Raw genomic sequence first — 18,579 nt, 5'->3', positions numbered from 1 at the left:
GGCTCCCGTCAAACGGCTGGAAAGAAGACGGGGGCCGAAAGGCCCCCGCACCGGATACCGGCTCCCCGTCATCACTTGACGGAGATGTCGTAGCCGAACCACTGGGTGGACAGCTTGGCGATGGTGCCGTCCTTGTTCGCCTCGGCGATGGCCTTGTTGAACAGGGCCTTCAGGTCGCCGTCGGCCTTGCGCAGGCCCACACCCATGCCCTGGCCCAGCACGCCGTTGACGAAGTTGGGGCCGAACATGACGATGTTGGCGGCGTCGGTCTTCACCACCGCCTCCGCCGCCGACCGGTCGCCGATGATGGCGTCCAGGCGGCCCGCCGACAGATCGACGCCGGCGCTGTCCAGCTTGTCATAGGTGCGCAGGCTGGACTTCTTCAGGTAGCGCTCGACGAACGACGCCTGGAGGGTGGAGGTCTGGGCGCCCACGGTCTTGCCGTCCAGCGCCTTGGCCAGCGCGTCCAGCGCCGCCTTGCCCTCGGCGGATTCCTTGGCCAGATCGACGCGTTCGGTCTTGGCGTCGAACTTCACCAGCGGCGAGGACTTCGGCGCGGCGAAGGCGGTCGGCTCGTTGGCGTAGGGGCCGCCGAAGTCGATGACCTTCAGCCGCTCCTCGTTGATGGACATGGCGGCCATGATGGCGTCGTACTTGCCCTGCTGGAGGGCGGGGATCATGCCGTCCCAGTCCTGGCCCACCACCTCGCACTCCACCTTCATGCGGCGGCAGAGGTCGGCGGCCAGATCCACTTCGAAGCCGATCAGCTTGCCCGACGCGTCGGTGGCGTTCCACGGGGCATAGGCGCCCTCGGTCGCGATGCGGACCTTCTTCCATTCCTTGGCCTCGGCACCGCCGGCAGCCAGCCCCAGGGACAGGGCCGTCAGGCCCAGACCGATCATCAGGGACGCAAACGTCTTTTTCACGAGAACCACCCTCCTTGCATGAGCCCGTTTTCAGGCCGTTGATTCGCTCTTCCGCCCGGCGCTTGGAATGCGCCGGTTGTTCCGTTTGTTTTATTTGTTACCGAACCGGAGAATCCGGCCCTCCAGCATTGCCCATTGGGTCAGCCGGTCAAGCGAAATCCACCGCCCGGGCCTCACCCGCCGCTCAAATGGCGGGAGAGGAATTGCCGCACCCGGTCGGATTCGGGGGTGACCAGCACGCGGTCGGGCGGCCCCTGCTCCTCCACCCGGCCCTGGTGGAGGAAGACCACCTCGGTGGACACCTCGCGCGCGAAGCCCATCTCGTGGGTGACCATGACCATGGTGTTGCCCTCGTCCGCCAGTTGGCGGATGACCAGCAGCACCTCCCCCACCAGTTCGGGGTCGAGAGCGGAGGTGGGCTCGTCGAACAGCATCACCTTGGGCTGCATGGCCAGGGCCCGCGCGATGGCGGCGCGCTGCTGCTGCCCGCCGGAAAGCTGCACCGGATAGGCGTCGGCCTTGGCCAGGATGCCCACCTTGTCCAGCAGCTTGCGGGCGCGGTCCACCGCCTCGGCCCGCGGCACGCCCAGCACGTGGACCGGCGCCTCGATGACGTTCTCCAGGATCGTCATGTGGGTCCACAGGTTGAAGCTCTGGAACACCATGCCCAGACGGGTGCGGATGCGCTCCACCTGCCGCTGGTCGGCGGGGATGGTGCGGCCGCCGCGGGTGGTCTTCAGCCCGATCTCCTCCCCGCCGATGACGATGCGCCCGCGGTCGGGCACCTCCAGCAGGTTGATGCAGCGCAAAAGCGTGCTCTTCCCCGACCCGGACGAGCCGATCAGGGTGACCACGCTGCCCTCCTTGGCGGTCAGGGACACGCCCTTCAGCACCTCCAGGGGGCCGAAGCTCTTGTGCAGGTCGTGGACGACAACGGCGTCGGGGGCACCGGGGTTGATCGGGGGGTGTCGATGCATCGGGTGTGGCGGCAATGGCGGGATCACGGGATGCCCGACAGGCTAGACCGACACCGCGGCGGGAACAAAGTATTTTTGTTTCAGCCCCACGGACGGCGGGGGGAGCGGGCCTGTTTCGGGCCCACCACGGGTATCAGCACGCCCCGGATGCCGATTTCGCCAAAGCTTTCCGGCGGATGCCGGGAATGTCCTCCACCGCCCATACCGCCAGTATCCGTCCCGGCTGCACCCCGTCGTCAAAGATCCGTTCCCGCGGCGGAGGCAAGCAGTAGGGGGGCCGCTGAAGGTTGATTTCGCGGAAATCGCCGGTCGCGATATCACTGTTGAACCAAAGCGACGGATTGGTCGTGGCGACCAGCCAGCGAACCGAATTCTTCATGTTGGCCAGCGCGGCAAGCCCATCGTCAAGGGACAGGTGGAACAGAACCTCACGGCACAGCCCGACGTCGGCCTTGGGCAGGGGGCCGGTGATGGCGTCGGCGACCGCGAAGCTGACGCCCTGCCGTTCGTGACGGCGGTTGGCCCGAATCACCTCGGGAACGATATCGACGCCGATGTAATCGCAAGGCAGTTTGACGGCCTGCATCCAGCTCCAATCGCCGCAGCCAACGTCCAAGAGGTGTTGACTGCCAAGCCGTTCCAGAAGGGAAGGCAATTCCTGGATGATTTTCGACGTAAATCTGATCTCCGACCCAAGACCGGACAAAGCCTCCTGCTCTTGTGAATGAACCCAAACACCAAGATTATATATCATTGAAAATCGTTCTTCAGGTGTCGGCGCGCTCAAATGATCAATAATATGCCCATTTCTCTTTTTATTGAGAAGAAGAAGGCGGCCAGCCCCTATATTAAATATTATGTGCCTGATCAATTCTTTAACACTTTTTTTATGATCCCATGACATTGCAAGCCATCGTCCCAAAATATTGATTTTGCAAATGCGCTCCAAGAGCCGTTGCCAAGCTTATGCGATCACCCGGCAATGTCGAAGAAAATTGCGTACTTTCCTACCGCCCGTCCCGAACGGGAATAGGGAACCGGCTCGGTTCCACGGCGGGCCGTTCGTCAGCCATCAAGACCGCATCGTTGCCGATACCCAGGGCCGGCGCCTGACCCGGCCCCGCCCCTACGACAGCAGAAGCACCATCACCTGCGGCGCCAGGATGCGCAGGCACATCGCCAGCGGATAAACGGTGGCATAGGCCAGGGCCGGGGCTTCCGACGGCGCCACGGCGTTGGCGTAGGACAGGCCCGGCGGGTTGGTCTGGGCGCCGGCCATCAGGCCGCAGATGGACAGGAAATCCAGCCGGAACACCGCCCGCGCCAGCACGCCCGTCACCAGCAGCGGCACCAGGGTCACCAGCACGCCCCACGCCATCCACGGCCACCCGGCGCCGCTGGCCAGCGTCTCGACGAAACGGTCCCCCGACGCCACCCCCAGCACGGCCAGGAACAGCACGATGCCGATCTCCCGCAGCACCAGATTGGCGGCGGGCGGCATGAACCACACCAGCGGCCCCAGATGGCCCAGCCGGCCCAGCAGGATGGCGACGATCAGCGGCCCGCCGGCCAGCCCCAGCCGCAGCGGCGCCGGCATCCCCGGCAGGAACAGCGGCACCGACCCGGCGACGGCGCCCAGCGCCATGCCCAGGAACACCGGCACCAGTTCCACCTGCTGCAGCCGGCGGGTGGAGTTGCCGATCACCCCGGCGGCCACCGCCACGTCGGGCGGGTGGCCGATGATGGTCAGGATGTCGCCGAACTGGAGCTTCAGCGCCGCACTGGGCACCAGTTCCACGCCGGCACGGGTCACGCGGCTGATGACGACGGCCTGCGCGGTGCGCGCCTCGATGGCGGCGACGATGGTGGCGATGGGCTTGCCCAGCACGGCGTTGGCGGTCACCACCACCCGCTCCCACCGCACGTCCGTGCCCTTGGTGGACAGCACCGCCGCCGATTCGGTGCCCAGCAGCCGGCTCACCTCCGCCAGCCGCGGGCGGGGGCCGACCAGATGCAGCACGTCGCCCAGGCGCAGGGCCACGTCCGGCCCCGCCACCTCCAGCCGCCCGCCGCGCAGGATGCGGGACGCCACCACCCCCATCTGCGGCAGAATGTGCAGGTCGCCCAGCCGCACGCCCTCCACGCCCGGATTGGTGACGGTGACGTTCACGGTGTCCACCGCCGCCGCCTCCGCCCGCCGCCGCGCGTCGAAGGCGGCGGCCTCCGCCTGCGGGTCGATGCGGAAGCCCAGCCGCACCAGCCCCATGGCGATCAGGTTGCCGGCGATGCCGAACGGGTAGGTCACCGCGAACGCCAGCCCCGGCAGCGCCAGCGTCAGGGCGTCGGCGTGCACCTCGGTCAGCACCTGCTGGGTGGCGGCCAGGGCCGGGGCGTTGGTCACCCCGCCGGCGAACACCCCCAGCGCCGCCCCCAGCGGGATCACGCCGGTGACGTCCAGCACGGCGGCCACCGCCACACTTCCCGCCACCGCCACCAGCGCCAGCAGGTTCAGCACCAGCCCCTGCCGCTTCAGGGCGGCGAAGAAGCCGGGGCCGACCTGGATGCCGATGGTGTAGACGAACAGGACCAGGCCGAAATCGCGGATGAAGTCCATCATTTCGGTGTTGAAATGGACCCCGGCCTCCTTGGCCAGATGGCCGCCGGCGATGCCGGTGAACAGCACCCCGCCGATGCCCAGCCCGACCCCGCGGATGCGGATGTTGCCCAGCGCCAGCCCGGCGGCGGACACCAGCCCCAGCACCAGGATCACCCGCGCGATGGGCGGCATGGCAAGAAAGGCTTCGGCGATCAGATGCATGACGGCCTCGTCTCGGTCACGACCACAACAGCAGAACCAGGATCTGCGGCGCCAGGATGCGCAGGCACATCACCAGCGGGTACACGGTGGCGTACGCCAGGGCCGGCGCCTCCGACGGGCTGAGCGCGTTGGCGAAGGCCAGGGCCGGCGGATCGGTCATGCTGCCCGACAGCAGGCCGCAGATGGTCAGGTAGTTCTGCTTGGCCACCACCCGCGCGTAGAACCCCACCAGCAGCAGCGGCACCAGCGTGATGACGGCGCCATAGGCCATCCACGCCAGCCCGTCGCCGTGGATCAGCGTGTCGAGGAACTTGCCGCCCGACAGCACCCCCACCACCGCCAGGAACAGCACGATGCCGATTTCGCGCAGCGCGTGGTTGGCGGCGGGCGGCATGAACCACACCAGCGGCCCCAGATGGCCGATGCGGGCCAGGACGATGGCCGCCACCAGCGGTCCGCCGGCCAGCCCCAGCTTCATGGCCGCCGGCATCCCCGGCAGATAGAGCGGGATCGACCCGATGATGACCCCCAGCAGGATGCCGATGAACACGGGGATGAAGTCCACCTGCTGGAGCCGCCGCTGGGAATTGCCCAGCACCGCCGCGGCGCGGGCCAGATCGGCCGGCTTGCCGATGGCGGTCAGGATGTCGCCGAACTGGAGGGTCAGCGCCGGGCTGGGCACCAGCTCCACGCCGGCCCGGTTCACGCGGCTGATCACCACCCCGTACGAATCCGCCATGTTGAGCTGCGCGATGGTCTTGCCCAGCACATGATCGCTGGTCACCACCAGCCGGTCCCACCGCACGTCGGTGCCCTTGGTGGTCAGGGTGACCTCCGCCTCCTGCCCCAGGAAGCGCTTCATGCGGTCCAGGTTCTCCCGCGGGCCGACCAGATGCAGCACGTCGCCCGACTCGATCCGGGTGTCGGGATGGGGCACCATCAGGCGCCCGCCCCGCAGCAGGCGCGACGCCACCACCCCCAGTTCGCCCATGAGCTGGATGTCCTTGAGCGAGGTGCCGACGACGCCGGGGTTGCGGATGGCCACGTCCAGCTTTTCCAGGGCCGCCACCTGCGCCGACCGCTGGCGGTCGAAGGCCGCGGCCTCCGCCCCGATGTCCAGCCGGAACACCGCCCGCACCACGGTCATGGCGATCAGGATGCCGGCGATGCCGAAGGGATAGGCCACGGCATAGCCCAGGCTGGGCAGCACCTGCCGCTCGCCGCCGGCGCCGACCGCGGCCAGGATCTCCTGCGCCGCCCCCAGCGACGGGGTGTTGGTGACGGCCCCCGAGAACACGCCCAGAACCACCGGCAGCGGCACCCCCATCACCAGATGGATCAGCGCCGCCGTGATCCCGCCCAGCACCACGATGGCCGCCGCCATCAGGTTCAGCCCCAGCCCCTGGCGCTTCAGGGCGGCGAAGAAGCCCGGCCCCACCTGCACCCCGATGGTGTAGACGAACAGGATCAGCCCGAATTCCCGCACGAAATGCAGGACGTGGACGTCGATGGCGATCCCCGACACCGCCGCCAGATGCCCCACGGCCAGCCCGGCGAACAGCACCCCGCCGATGCCCAGCCCGATCCCCCCCACCGTCAGGCGCCCCAGCGCCAGCCCGGCCACGGCCACCACGCTCAGCACCACCATGATGCGCGCCACGTCGGGCAGGGCGTTGAACAGTTCGAGCATACCGACTCCCCATACCATCAAGGGGGCCATGAATGCCTGCCGCCCTTGTGCCCCGCAACACGGAAATTGTTGAGATTTTTTGTCGGAACCGCCCCCACCCGCCGCGCCTGCGGTCAGGGAGCGGCGGAAATAGGTCAAGTCGGCACAACAATACTAAAACGAATAAATTCGTCTGGTAAAAGCCCCGATTCGCACCCGATTAGGAAATAATGTATCGTGATGGGTGAAGACAATCACACTCAATGCGCGATTTTTTCAGTATTTCCAGGTAATCCACAATTCCCGGTACGGGTCTTATGACCACCCGCTGCGGCTTTTTCTCCCACCCGGCGGCACATCCGGCGATTGTTATGCAGCAGGAGCGCCGATCACCGATAGGGTATCGGCACAGACAAAAAAGTTCGGGAGGATACGCAATGGCTCTTTCACCGGCGGGCCTGTCGGCACAGCAGAGCGTCACGCAGAACGCCTATTATTCTCTCGTTTATCTTGCCCTGGCGACGATCGCCTATACGGATTCGGCCAAGACGGCGATTGCGAAGGTGGGCACCGATCTTCCGGCGGCGGTGACCGGCCTGCCGGCCCTGCCCCAGACCGCCGACTCGCAGCAGACGGTGGCCGGATCCTGGCAGATGGTGTGGGGGCCGGCGGTGGACGCCGACAACAGCAACCTTCTGTACGTCTGCCATTACGTGGATGCCGAGGGATCGCCCGTGTTCGCCGCCGTGGTGGCCCGCGGCACCGACATCTACGCCGGCGGGCTGGGTCTGGCCCAGCAGCTCTTCCAGGATCTGGGCGACGCCATCCAGGTGAGCTGGGCCAACGCGCTGGCCCACGATTGCCTGATCCCCTCCCTCACCACCGAGGCGAAGATCGCCCAGGGCACCTGCTCGGCGCTGGCCACGGTGACGAAGCTGACGGCGGTGATGGCCGGGCAGCAGGAATCGATGGACATCGCCGCCTGCCTCGCCACCTACCTGTCGGCCCATCCCGGCACGCCCGTGGTGGTGACCGGGCACAGCCTGGGCGGTGCCCTGACCACGGTGCTGGCCCCCTATCTGGCGGCCAAGGTGCCGGGGGCCACGATCGTGCCGCAAGCCTTCGCCCCGCCCACCGCCGGCAACGGCCTGTTCGCGTCCACCGTGTTCGACGCCGGCTTCGCCAACCCCGGCATCTGGATCAACACGCTGGACATGGTGCCCTGCGCCTATGGCGACGTGAACGGCATCCTGCTGCTGTGGGCGCACCAGAATCCGGCGGGCGCCCCCTGCCCCGGCTGGCTGGCCACCATCATCAAGGGGCTGGGCTGGGCCGTCCCGCCCTTCGCCCAGCCCGCCAAGGGGGTCACCGAGTTGCCGGGGGCGGTGAAGACGGGCACGCTGTCGTGGGTGGACCAGTTGGAATACCAGCATTTCCCGCCGGTCTATCACACGCAGATTTCGGCCCTGCCCGGCACGGCCCCCTACCCGCTGCCCCACGTCGATACGGGGCACGCCACCACCTGACGCGGCCCGCCGGCCATGATAGGAAGGGAGCATGGATCCGACCCTGCACCCGGTTTCATGGCCCGCGGTCTTCGCCGCATCCGCCGATGCCCTGGACGGGCAGCGGGTGAGCCTCGGCGGCTGGGCGCTGGTGGCCGGCACCGGCGGGGTGATCGGGGTGTGGCCGCCGGCCACCCGCTTTCCCGATCTGGACGCCTATGCCGCCGGCATCGCCCGCATGGCCGGGGTGGTGGGGGTGGAGCATGTGGGGGTGGGCAGCGACATGCTGGGGCTGGTGTCGGCGTCGGTGTTTCCCAGCTACACCCGGCTTCCCGGCCTGCGCCAAGCGCTGGCGCGCCAGAGGTTCCAGCCGGCGGAAACCGCGGCCATCCTGGGCGGAAACTACGCCCGCGTGTTCGCGGCGGTGACCGGATAGAGGCGGGCGGCCCCCTACAAATCAAAATTTCGCCATTTTCTCGACGTACCCCGGACATAAGGTAAGCCTATCTTACAAACCAGTAACGGGATGCCTTGCGACGCCCGGCCCGCTTTCAAGGGCCCGCCATCATGGCGCCGCGAGGGCACGATCCAGCCAGACCCCGGCTGGGTTTTACGGCCACCGCGCAGAACCCCCTGCGGTGGCCGTTTCTTTTTTCCCCGCCGGTCACCTGTGCTATAGCAGCAGCGTCCTGTCCCTTTGACCCGTGAGGCCGCGCGTTCCCCCCATGGCTGCTTTTGCCGGTTCCGAACTGACGTGCCTGCGCGGCGGGCGGCTGGTGTTCACCGGCCTTGGCTTCCGCGTCGCTCCGGGGGATGCCCTGACGCTGCTGGGGCCGAACGGGTCGGGGAAATCCAGCCTGCTGCGCATCATGGCCGGGCTGCTCAAGCCGTTCCGCGGCACCCTGGCGTGGGAGGATGCGGCGCTGGCCGAAGATCCCGACATCCACCGCCGCCGCACCCATTACGTGGGCCACCAGGACGCGGTGAAGCCGGTGCTGACCGCCGCCGAGAATCTCGCCTTCTGGGCAGCATTGGGCGGGGCGGACGACCCGGCGGGCAACGCCCGGCGGGCGCTGGACCGGCTGGGGGTGCCGCACATCGCCGCGGTGCCGGGGCGGTATCTGTCGGCGGGGCAGAAGCGGCGGCTCAATCTGGCGCGCATCCTGGCGGCCCCCGCACCTCTGTGGCTGCTGGACGAACCGACGGTGGCGCTGGACCGCGCCGCCGTGCGCCTGCTGGAAGAGATCATCGCCGAACACCGGGCGGGCGGCGGCATGGTGGTGCTGTCCACCCACATGGACATCGCCATGGACGGTGCCCGCACGCTGCACCTGGACCATTTCACCCCCGCCGGTCCCGGCGCGGACGATGATGACGACGAAGACGACGACGAGACGCACGCAGGGGGGACCGCGCCGTGAACCGCTTCCGCACGCTGGTGATGCGCGACCTGCGGCTGGCGCTGCGCCAGGGGTCGGACGCCACCATCGCCGTGATGTTCTTCGTCCTGTGCGTGGTGCTGTTCCCCTTCGGCGTGGGGCCGGAGCCGAACATCCTGGCCCGCATCGCCGCCGGCGTGATCTGGGTGGCCGCCTTGCTGGCCTCGCTGCTGTCGCTGGAACGGCTGTTCCAGAACGATTACGAGGACGGGTCGCTGGAGCTGCTGTCCCTGTCGCCCCTGCCGCTGGAGGCGGTGGTGCTGGCCAAGGTGCTGGCCCATTGGCTGGTGACGGGCGTGCCGCTGATCGTCGCCGCCCCCATCCTGGCGCTGCTGCTGAACATGGAGCCGGGGGGATTCGGCGTGCTGGTTCTGACGCTGGCGGTGGGCACCCCGATCCTGAGCCTGATCGGCGCCATCGGCGCCGGGCTGACGCTGGGGGCGCGGCGCGGCGGGGTGCTGCTGTCGCTGCTGATCCTGCCGCTGTACATCCCGGTGCTGATCTTCGGCGCCGGGGCCATCGACGCGGCGGTCACCGGGCTGACGCCGCGCCCGCACCTGCTGCTGCTGGGCGGCATCCTGGCCGCCGCCTTGCCGCTGGCCCCGTTTGCCGGGGCGGCGGCGCTGCGGCAGGCGCTGGAATAGGCGGCGGGCGCCGGTCAGGCAGGCCGCCGCAGGTACATCTTCCCGATTCCGTTCAGCGCCTTGAAAAGCTGGTCGAACTGGCTCTTGAAGGTGTCCCACGGCACCACCCCCGCCGCCTCCTGCACCTGGGCGTGCAGGGTGGCGAGGTCGGCGCGCCCGTCGATGCGCGCCAGGATCGGCCCGGCCAGACGCGGCAGCGGCAGGGACACCGTGATCCCCGCCAGATCGGCCTCCATCACCGCACCCGGCGGCAGGCCGCGGGCCATGGCCTTGCCGTCCAGGTCGCGCAGCACCGGGACCACCCCCGGCCCGTCCGGCGCGGCCACCGCGGCGGCGGCATCCTCGGGGCGGGTCAGATAGGCGATGTGCTTGGACAGGCTCCCCCCCACCCGCTCGGCCCAGGCGGCGCGCTCCAGCCACGGCAGGTTTTCCAGCCGCTTCAGGATGCGGGCATCCGTCACCCACAGGGCGGGGTCGTAGCGCATGGGCTCCACCAGGGCGGTCATGCTCATGCCCCCGGCGGCGGCCAGCTCCGCCAGCTCGCCCACCGTGTAGGGCCGGTCGCAGGAATGCAGCAGCAGGTCGTAGAGCGCTGCGTCCGGCCCCCGGTGATCGCTCATGAACGGGTTGCGGCGCAGGCCGTTGGTGGGCGGCAGATGGGTCACCAGCCGGCGGGCCAGCGCCACCTGTTCGGCCAGCGGCAGATCCCCGCCCAGCGTGCGCAGCGCCTGCTGAAGCGGGTAGACCCCTTCGCGGCCATAGGGGGCATAGACCATGATGCCCATGCCGCCGCCGGGGGCCAGCGCCGCCACCAGCGCCCGCAGCCCCGCCGCCGGGTCGTCCAGATGGTGCAGCACGCCGCAACAGTCGATGTAGTCGAACGTCCCCAGCCCCGCCGCGTCGAGCAGGGAGCCGGTGACGAAGCGCAGGTTGGTCAGCCCCCGCGCCGCCGCCCGCGCCTCGGCCACCGCCCGCGAGGCGGTGGAGAGATCCAGATAGGTGACGGTGCCCGCGATGCCGGCGTCGGCCATCTGCTGGGCGATCATGATGGTGCCGTCGCCGGTGCCGCCGCCGGCCACCAGCACCGACAGCGGGCGGTCCCGCCCCGTCAGCCGGCCACCGAAGACGTAATGGCTCACCTCGTCCAGATGGCTGGGGGAGCCGGTGACCAGCCGCCTGGCCTCGTCCTTCGGGTCGCGCGCGGGATAGGGATAGGCTTCGTACTGGGCGCGCAGGTCGTCGATGCTCATGGGGGGAAACCGGCGTGATCGGGAAAAGGGGTACGCCCGCACCCTATCCCATCACCCGGTCGCGCGGGAAGGTCAGGCGGATCTCCGTGCCCACCCCCGGTGCGCTGTCGATGGCGAAGCGCCCGCCGTGCAGTTCCACCAGCGCGCGGGTCAGCGGCAGCCCCAGCCCCGATCCCCGGTCCGACGACACGGTGCGGTCGTGCACCTGGCCGAAGGCGTCGAGCGCCCGCGGCACCGCCTCGGGCGCCATGCCGATGCCGTTGTCGCGCACGGTGACGGTCAAGGTGCCGGCATCGTCCATGCCCACGTCGATGCGCACCATCGGCCCCTCCGGCACCGCGGCGGGGGGGCGGGCGAACTTGATGCCGTTGCCCACCAGATTGGTCAGCATCTGGCGAAGCTGGGACACGTCGGCCAGGAGCGGCGGCAGGCTGTCGGGCAGGTCGGATTCCAGCCGCACCCCCCGTTCGGCGGCCCGCGCGTGGAGCATGGAAAAGGTCATGTCCACCAGGAGGTGGAGGTCGCACATCTCCTCGTTCAACGGCATGCGCCCCGCCTCGATCTTGGCGAGGTCGAGCAGGTTGTTGATGAGGTTCAGCATATAGGCGCCGGCGGCGGCGATCTGGCCGGCATAATCGCGGTAGCGGGGGTTGCCCAGCGGCCCCATCATCTCGTCCGCCACGATCTGGGCGAAGCCCATCACGGCGTTGAGCGGCGTGCGCAGCTCGTGGCTCAGGTGATGGACATAATCGGATTTGCCGGCGTTGGCCCGTTCCGCCTCGTCGCGGGCGGCGCGCAACTGGGCCTCGCGCCGTTTCAGGTCGGTGATGTCGGTGCGCACCCCGACCACCCCGCCCTCGCTGGTGCGGCGCTCCTGCACCCGCACCCAGCGCCCGTCGCTCAGCTCCAGTTCGAACGGTTCGCCGGGGGCGTTGTGGCGGGCGATACGCTCGGCGATCCAGGCTTCCGTGTCCTGCTGGGGCGGCATGACGTAGAGGCCATGCTCCACCCCCGCCCGCAGCACGTCGGAAAAGGGCCGGCCCGGCTGCGCCATTTCCCGGCTGATGTCGAACAGGTCGCGGTACTTGGAATTGCACAGCACCAGCCGGTCGTCGGCGTCGTACAGCACGAACCCGTCGGTGATGCTTTCGATGGCGTCGATCAGCCGTTCCTGCATCCGCAGCACCTCCCGCTCCGCCAGAACGCGGTCGGTGACGTTGCGCACGCTGCACATGATCCGCTGGCCGTCGTAGAGCGCCACCAGCCGCGCTTCGAAGAACCGTTCGCCCCCCGCCCCGCCGCCGGGGTCGGGCAGGGAGAAATCCACCCCCACCACCGTTTCCCCCGCCGTCACCCGGCCCAGCGCCGCGTCGATCAGCGCGCTGGCCGGTTCGGGCAGAACATCCTGCACGCGGGCTTCCAGGAAGCGTTCGGCGGGGACGTTCAGGTCCGCCGGGCTGGCGGCGGCGAAATCCAGGATCGACCCGTCCCGCCGCAACTCGAACCGCATGTCGGGATAGGCATAGGACAGGGCGATCAACTGCTCGGTCAGGCGGATCACGTCCTGTTTCGCCGCGGTGTCGGGCGGCGCTTCCACCAGCCACAGGGTTTCCCCCGCCCGGCCGCAGGCGGCGCCGTCCACCGCCACCGCCGTTCCGTCCACCGTCAGGGCGGTGTCCCGCCCGGCGCGCTGGAACACCAGCGTCCCCTCACCCCGCCCGGCATCGGGGTGGGGGCAGCGCAGGCGCACATGGCGGGCCGCCGCCGCATCGGGCAGGTCGAGGAAGTCAATCCCCGCCCTGTTCAACCACACGATGCCGCCCCCGGCGTCGGCCAGCCAAACCGGCGAGGACAAGACATCCAGCAAGGCCAGCCCGCCGGCAGCGGCGATGTCAAGCTGGGGGGCGGTCATGGCACGATGGCTCACGGATCAAGGAGGAGGAAGAGTTTAGCACAAGGGAGGTTCGTTTGTAGCAGAGGCCGGGAACGGTGCCAGCCGCACCACGTCTGTGCGGCATTTGGTCCCAGTAAAAAGACTGACGCCTTTTTTCAACGCACCATTGCGCTGGGGCTTTATCAGGCCCCCTCCCCCCCCACGTCCCAATAATGGCAGGCGACGCGGTGGCCGGGGCGCACCGGCTCCGGCTCGGGCACCGCCTGGGCGCAGAAATCGCGCACCCGCGGACAGCGCCGCCGCAACGGGCAGCCCGACGGCACGGCGAACAGGCCGGGCGGATCCCCGTCCAGCGCGGGCCGGTGCCCCTCCGCCGCCGCCAGCAGGGCGCGGGTATAGGGATGGCGCGGGTCGCGCACCAGATCGGCGGTGTCCGCCTCCTCCACCACCCGGCCGTTCAGCATCACCAGCACCCGGTGCGCCAGCCGGCAGGCGGCGTCCGCGTCCGCCGTCGCCACCACCAGCGTCAGGGACCGCGCCTGCTGCACCCGCAGCAGCCGTTCCAGGAACCGTTCCCGCCCGCCGCCGTCGAGGCCGGCGAAGGGCTCGTCGGCCAGCAGCAGCCGCGGCCCGGTGACCAGCGCGCGGGCCAGCCCGGCCGCCGCCGCCAGTTCCGCGGGCAGGCGTCCGGGGTAATAGCCGGTGGCGGCCAGCGGCAGCCCCGCCAGCTCCAGCGCCGCCGCCACCCGCGATGCCTGTTCCGCCGGGGTGAAGCCGGGCTGGAGCGCCGCCAGCGCCTCCACCATCTGTGCCCCCAGCGCAAGCGCCGGCGCAAGCGCGGTGCGCGGATCGGGAAACAGCATCTGCACGTCGCCGCGCACCGCCCGCAGCGCACCGTCGTCCAGGGTCAGCAGATCGTGGCCCATCCACAACGCCCGCCCCGCCGCCGCCGGCATCAGCCGGGCCAGGGCGCGCAGCAGCACGGCCTTGCCGCTGCCGCTTTCGCCCACCAGGGCCAGCGTCTCCCCCCGCCCCACGTCGAAGCCGGCGTCGGTCACCACCAGCGGGCCGCCGCCGCCGCGGGTCAGGGGAACCGCCACCCGCAGGCCGCGCACCGACAGCACCGGCGCCCCGGCGGACGGGGCGGGAGCGGCGGTGGCCTCCTCCCGCTCCGGTGCCGGGCCGAGGGTGGCGGCGGACAGCGCCAGCAGCCGGTCGGCGGGACCGTCCAGCCCGTCGCCGGCCCGGCCCGCCAGCAGCGCCGCCGCCCCGGTTTCCCGCACCCAATCGGCCAGCAGATGCAGCAGCCGCGCCCGCACCGTGGGGTCAAGCCCGGCCCCCGGCGCGTCGGCCAGGAACAGCCCGCCCGTCCGTTCGGTGCCCGTGCCGCCGTTGAGCGCCGCCATGCCCAGCGCCAGCGCCACGCGCCAGCGGTTCCCCTCCCCCATCTGGTGGGGATGGAGGGACAGAAGGCGGGCGGGGTCGGCCGCATGCATCCGGGCCAGCAGCCGTTCGGCCCGCCGCAGCGCCGCCCCGCGGCCAAGGCCGACGGCGGACAGCGCGGCGGCGAACTGCTCCCCCACCGTCTCTCCCGGCAGCAGGCCGCCGCCCGCCGGCACCAGCACCACCCGTTCGGTCAGGGCGACCGTGCCCGTGCGCTCCACCCCCGGCGGCAGCAGGCCGCACAGGGCGCGGAGCAGAAGGGTCTTGCCCGCGCCCTCGTCGCCGGTCACGGCCACCACCTCCGCCGCGTCCAGGGTCAGGTGTGCGGCGGACAGCAGGGTCTCATCCCCCCGGCCCCCGCCCCGGCGGCGGTGCAGCCCCAGCCCCTCGGCGGTCAAGATCCGGTGATAGGGAGAGGAAAGGGCGGTCATCACGTCGGTCATGGCCCCTCCCGCCGGCCCGCCGCGGACAGGGAGACGCCGGGCACCGCCGCGGCGGCGGCGTGGGCCAGCCCCTCGCCGATGGCGCCCAGCGCCCACAGGGTCACCGCCAGCAGCAGCCCCGGCCCCAGCAGGTCCAGCGGCCCGCCGCCGGCCACCGCGTCCCCCAGCAGCGACCCCCATGTCGCCGCCTCGCCCGCGCCGCGGACGGGGCCGAGGTGGACCAGCCCGGCGAAGCCCTCCATGGCCAGCGCGCGGGGCCACGCCCCCCAGCACGCCGCCAGCAGCGGCACCGCCACCGCCGGCAGCACCCGGCGCCCCAGCAGCGCCCCGCGGGACAGCCCCGCGGCCTGGGCCGCCGCCGCCATGTCCGACCGCAGGGCGGCGGCCGTCACCCCATGGACCGCCAGCGCCGGCACCGGGGCCGCCGCCAGCCCGAGAACCACGGTGAACAGCAGAAGATCGGCATCCAGAAGCCCGCCGGCCATCAGCGGCAGCAACGGCAGGGGCAGCGCCCCCAGAAAGCCGGCCAGGGTGACCAGCCGCATCCCCCGCCCGCCGGCCAGCGCGGCCCCGCCGCCCCACAGCAGCGCCGCCACCGCCGCCAGCACCGCCGCCGCCAGCCCGAGAAGAAGGGAGGCGGCCACCGCGTCCAGCGCCGTCACCACCGCATCGCCCACGCCGCCGGCCGTCGGGGCACCGGCGCTCAGCACCGGCTCCAGCAGGCCGCCGCAGCACACCGCCGCCAGCGCCCCCAGCCCATGCACCCCGGCCCGGCTGGCGCGGAACCCCCGCCACGCCGCCCGCCAGGGGGGCACCCCGAATCCGTCACCGGCAAGACCGTCCATCAATTTTCCCGAAACCCCCGCTGTCCCTGACACACCCCTGACCCGCCGCGCCTATGGCACGAGCCGCCGGGGATCGAACCGGGCCGCGGCCACGGCCCCCCCCACATGCAGCAGCAGGGCCAGCGCCGCCAGGGCGGCAAACGCCGCCACCGCCGTGCCCCCGTCACCCCCGTGCAGCGCCCCCACCAGCACCGCCCCGCAGCCCGGCAGGCCGAACAGAACCTCCGCCGCCACCGCACCGCACAGGACGGCGGCCCCCACCGGCCCCAGCGATGCCAGCGCCGCCGCCGCCGCCGGCGGACGGGCATAAAGGGCCAGGACCGTGCGCTCATCCATCCCGCGGCTGCGGGCGGCCAGCACGAAGCCGGCACCGGCCTGGGCCGCCAGGGCGTTGCGCGCCAGCCGCGCCGCCTCGGTCAACGGGGCCAGCGCCAGCGCCAGGGCCGCCGCCGGCACGTGCGGTGCGGCACCGGCCCCACCGGCCAGCGCCACCGCCGCGGCCACCGCCAGGAACCCCGGCACCCCGCCCGACACCGCCGCCAGCGCCCGCCCGGCCCCGCCCAGCAGACGGGACGGCACCGGCCCCCCGGCGGGCATGGCCGCGGCCAGCCCCAGCGGCACGCCGACGCCGTAGCCCAGCGCCAGCACCAGCGCCACCAGCCCGGCGGTGCGCGGCAGCGCGCCCAGCGCGCGGGCGGCGGCGGCACCGGGGTCGGGGGCAAGGGCCAGCACCATCACCGCCAGCAGCAACAGCGGCAGGATCAGGCCGGCGCAGCGGCTGAGGGCGAAACGCAGCATGGCTCCGGGACGGCGGGAAACGGGGCGGGGCGGCACCCCCCTTGTCCTATGAAGGGGAACGTTCCGTGACGGTAAGCGGGTTGCCGCCCGCAGGGCAAGGATTTCACCCGTCCCCCTGCGGCACGCGCGCCCCGGCATGCGCGCCTTCGCGGCTTGACCGGCGGGAGCGGGGGGGATAACACGGGGGACTTCCGCGTGTGTTTCGTCCTGAACCGTGACTTGCGAGGCGTCCCCGTGAACCGCATCTTTTCCGGCATGCAGCCGACCCGGCAGCTTCATCTCGGCAATTATCTCGGGGCGCTGCGCAATTGGGTGGCGCTTCAGGATCAGTATGAATGCGTCTTCTGCGTGGTCGATCTCCACGCGCTGACCATCAGCCAGGAACCCGAGGTCCTGCGCAACAACATCCGCGAGGTGACCGCGGCCTACATCGCCGCCGGGATCGACCCGGAAAAGAACATCCTGTTCAACCAGTCCTTCGTGCCGGCGCATTCGGAACTGGCGTGGATCCTGTCGTGCTACACGCCGCTGGGCTGGCTGAACCGCATGACCCAGTTCAAGGAAAAGGCCGGCAAGCAGAAGGACCAGGCCAACCTGGGCCTCTACTCCTACCCCGTGCTGATGGCCGCCGACATCCTGCTGTACAAGGCCACCCACGTGCCGGTGGGCGAGGACCAGAAGCAGCACCTGGAACTGGCCCGCGACATCGCCGGCGCCTTCAACCGCCATTACGGCCAGGACTATTTCCCCCTGCCCGAACCCCAGATCCTGGGCGAGGCGACCCGCGTCATGTCGCTGCGCGACGGCCGGAAGAAGATGAGCAAGTCCGACGAGTCGGAATATTCGCGCATCAACATGACCGACGACGCCGACACCATCGCGCAGAAGATCCGCAAGGCCAAGACCGACCCGGAACCCCTGCCCGACACCGTGGAAGCGCTGGAAGCCCGGCCCGAAGCCGACAATCTGGTCACCATCTACGCGGCCCTGGCCGGGGAAACGCGGGAAAAGGTGCTGGCGAGCTTTGCCGGTGCCCAGTTCTCGTCGTTCAAGACGTCGCTGGTGGACCTGTCGGTCGCCAAGCTGGCCCCGATCACCCGGCGCATGAACGAACTGCTGGCCGACAAGGGCGAGATCGACCGGCTGCTGCGCCGCGGCGGAGAGCGGGCCACCGCCCTGGCCGAACGTCATCTTGTGGAAATCAAGGACATCATCGGCCTGCTGCGTCCCTGACCGCGAAGAGGACACCATGACCGCACCCCCCGTTCTGCTGACGGGTTTCGAGCCGTTCGACGGGGGGACCGTCAACCCCACCGCCCTGCTGATGGACCGCATGGCGGCGGCGGAGGGGGTGGTCACGGCGGTGCTGCCCGTCGAATACGGCGCCTGCGCCACCGCCTTCCGTGCGGCGGTGGCGCAGCATCAGCCCATGGCGGCGGTCTGTTTCGGCATGGCCCGGCACAGCGATTTCATCCTGGTCGAACAGCTCGCCTGGAACCGCGACGAAAGCGACCGGCCCGACAACGCCGGCACGGTGCGGACCGGCAGCGCCATCGACGAGGACGGCCCCACCGCCTATGGCGCCGGCATGCCGGCGCCGTTCCTGATGCGCACGCTGGCGGCGGCGGGAATGCCGGTGGCCATCAGCGACCACGCAGGCGGCTTCGTGTGCAACCACCTGTTCTATCAGGCCCGTCACTGGATCGAGACCGAGGGGCTGGACCTTCCCATGGCCTTCCTCCACACCCCCCCGCTGCCCGAGCAGGTGGCGGACGAACCGAACCGCCGCGGCCTGTCCCTGGACCGGCTGGAGGCGGGCGCCATGGCACTGGTCACCGCGTTGCGCCAGATTCTCGCCGAAGGGTAAGACATTCTGACCGAAAGGTTACCCCCCTGCCGCAGGGGTGCTCCTTGCGTTTTCATGCTGT

16 protein-coding genes are annotated in these 18,579 nt (G+C 70.5%); 6 read left to right on the top strand and 10 right to left on the bottom strand.

The genetic code is table 11. From position 1 onward, the window contains the following. Positions 1-71: 71 nt before the first annotated feature. The 5 genes from M2352_RS03980 to M2352_RS03960 all read right to left on the bottom strand — a co-directional run bounded on the left by M2352_RS03980 (position 72) and on the right by M2352_RS03960 (position 6,411). Positions 72-926 carry a transporter substrate-binding domain-containing protein gene (locus M2352_RS03980; protein WP_264663207.1) on the bottom strand — a complete coding sequence of 285 codons (855 nt, stop codon included), beginning with the start codon at positions 924-926 and terminating at the stop codon, positions 72-74. 173 nt (positions 927-1,099) lie between these two features. After that, positions 1,100-1,903, bottom strand: a complete 804-nt coding sequence (locus M2352_RS03975) for an ABC transporter ATP-binding protein (RefSeq protein ID WP_264663206.1) — start codon at positions 1,901-1,903, stop codon at positions 1,100-1,102. A 133-nt stretch (positions 1,904-2,036) separates the two neighbouring features. Next, positions 2,037-2,807, bottom strand: coding sequence for a class I SAM-dependent methyltransferase (locus tag M2352_RS03970; protein ID WP_264663205.1), 771 nt, complete (start codon positions 2,805-2,807; stop codon positions 2,037-2,039). Positions 2,808-3,029: 222 nt separating this feature from the next. Then, the gene (locus M2352_RS03965; RefSeq protein ID WP_264663204.1) at positions 3,030-4,721 is read right to left on the bottom strand and encodes a putative transporter; all 1,692 of its coding nucleotides are present in this window, start codon (positions 4,719-4,721) and stop codon (positions 3,030-3,032) included. Positions 4,722-4,737: 16 nt separating this feature from the next. Continuing rightward, positions 4,738-6,411 carry a putative transporter gene (locus tag M2352_RS03960; protein WP_264663203.1) on the bottom strand — a complete coding sequence of 558 codons (1,674 nt, stop codon included), beginning with the start codon at positions 6,409-6,411 and terminating at the stop codon, positions 4,738-4,740. 416 nt (positions 6,412-6,827) lie between these two features. Here M2352_RS03960 and M2352_RS03955 point away from each other — a divergent pair, with 416 nt between their 5' ends. The 4 genes from M2352_RS03955 (at position 6,828) to ccmB (ending at position 9,978) form a co-directional block, all read left to right on the top strand. Continuing rightward, entirely contained in the window at positions 6,828-7,916 is a 1,089-nt protein-coding gene (locus tag M2352_RS03955; protein WP_264663202.1) for a lipase family protein, read from the top strand. A gap of 31 nt (positions 7,917-7,947) precedes the next feature. Next, positions 7,948-8,331 carry a membrane dipeptidase gene (locus M2352_RS03950; protein ID WP_264663201.1) on the top strand — a complete coding sequence of 128 codons (384 nt, stop codon included), beginning with the start codon at positions 7,948-7,950 and terminating at the stop codon, positions 8,329-8,331. Positions 8,332-8,620: 289 nt separating this feature from the next. Continuing rightward, on the top strand, positions 8,621-9,316 hold the full coding sequence (ccmA, locus tag M2352_RS03945; RefSeq protein WP_264663200.1) for a heme ABC exporter ATP-binding protein CcmA: 696 nt from the start codon (positions 8,621-8,623) through the stop codon (positions 9,314-9,316). Beyond that, the gene (ccmB, locus tag M2352_RS03940; RefSeq protein ID WP_264663199.1) at positions 9,313-9,978 is read left to right on the top strand and encodes a heme exporter protein CcmB; all 666 of its coding nucleotides are present in this window, start codon (positions 9,313-9,315) and stop codon (positions 9,976-9,978) included. The genes ccmA and ccmB overlap by 4 nt, the downstream gene beginning before the upstream one ends. 14 nt (positions 9,979-9,992) lie before the next feature. Here ccmB and M2352_RS03935 read toward each other — a convergent pair whose 3' ends face one another. The 5 genes from M2352_RS03935 to M2352_RS03915 all read right to left on the bottom strand — a co-directional run bounded on the left by M2352_RS03935 (position 9,993) and on the right by M2352_RS03915 (position 16,651). Then, complete coding sequence (locus tag M2352_RS03935) at positions 9,993-11,228, bottom strand: class I SAM-dependent methyltransferase (protein WP_264663198.1); 1,236 nt, start codon at positions 11,226-11,228, stop codon at positions 9,993-9,995. A gap of 43 nt (positions 11,229-11,271) precedes the next feature. After that, a complete protein-coding gene (locus M2352_RS03930) occupies positions 11,272-13,140 on the bottom strand; it encodes a sensor histidine kinase (protein ID WP_264663197.1) in 1,869 nt (622 codons plus the stop codon). Between the two features lie 164 nt (positions 13,141-13,304). Next, positions 13,305-15,008: an oligopeptide/dipeptide ABC transporter ATP-binding protein gene (locus M2352_RS03925; RefSeq protein ID WP_264663196.1), complete on the bottom strand. Its 1,704-nt coding sequence runs from the start codon at positions 15,006-15,008 to the stop codon at positions 13,305-13,307. Continuing rightward, positions 15,005-15,853, bottom strand: coding sequence for a hypothetical protein (locus tag M2352_RS03920; RefSeq protein WP_264663195.1), 849 nt, complete (start codon positions 15,851-15,853; stop codon positions 15,005-15,007). The genes M2352_RS03925 and M2352_RS03920 overlap by 4 nt, the downstream gene beginning before the upstream one ends. A gap of 51 nt (positions 15,854-15,904) precedes the next feature. Beyond that, on the bottom strand, positions 15,905-16,651 hold the full coding sequence (locus M2352_RS03915; protein WP_264663194.1) for an ABC transporter permease subunit: 747 nt from the start codon (positions 16,649-16,651) through the stop codon (positions 15,905-15,907). Between the two features lie 234 nt (positions 16,652-16,885). Between M2352_RS03915 and trpS the strand changes: the two genes are divergently transcribed. Both trpS and M2352_RS03905 read left to right on the top strand, forming a co-directional pair. Next, positions 16,886-17,884: a tryptophan--tRNA ligase gene (trpS, locus tag M2352_RS03910; protein WP_264663193.1), complete on the top strand. Its 999-nt coding sequence runs from the start codon at positions 16,886-16,888 to the stop codon at positions 17,882-17,884. Positions 17,885-17,900: 16 nt separating this feature from the next. Beyond that, positions 17,901-18,518 carry a pyroglutamyl-peptidase I family protein gene (locus tag M2352_RS03905; protein ID WP_264663192.1) on the top strand — a complete coding sequence of 206 codons (618 nt, stop codon included), beginning with the start codon at positions 17,901-17,903 and terminating at the stop codon, positions 18,516-18,518. The last annotated feature ends 61 nt before the right edge of the window (positions 18,519-18,579 follow it).

The sequence above is a fragment of the Azospirillum fermentarium genome (genome assembly GCF_025961205.1).
GTDB classification, from domain to species: domain Bacteria; phylum Pseudomonadota; class Alphaproteobacteria; order Azospirillales; family Azospirillaceae; genus Azospirillum; species Azospirillum fermentarium.
The sequence above is the reverse complement of the archived record's forward strand: the minus strand, read 5'-3'. Positions and strand labels throughout refer to the sequence as shown.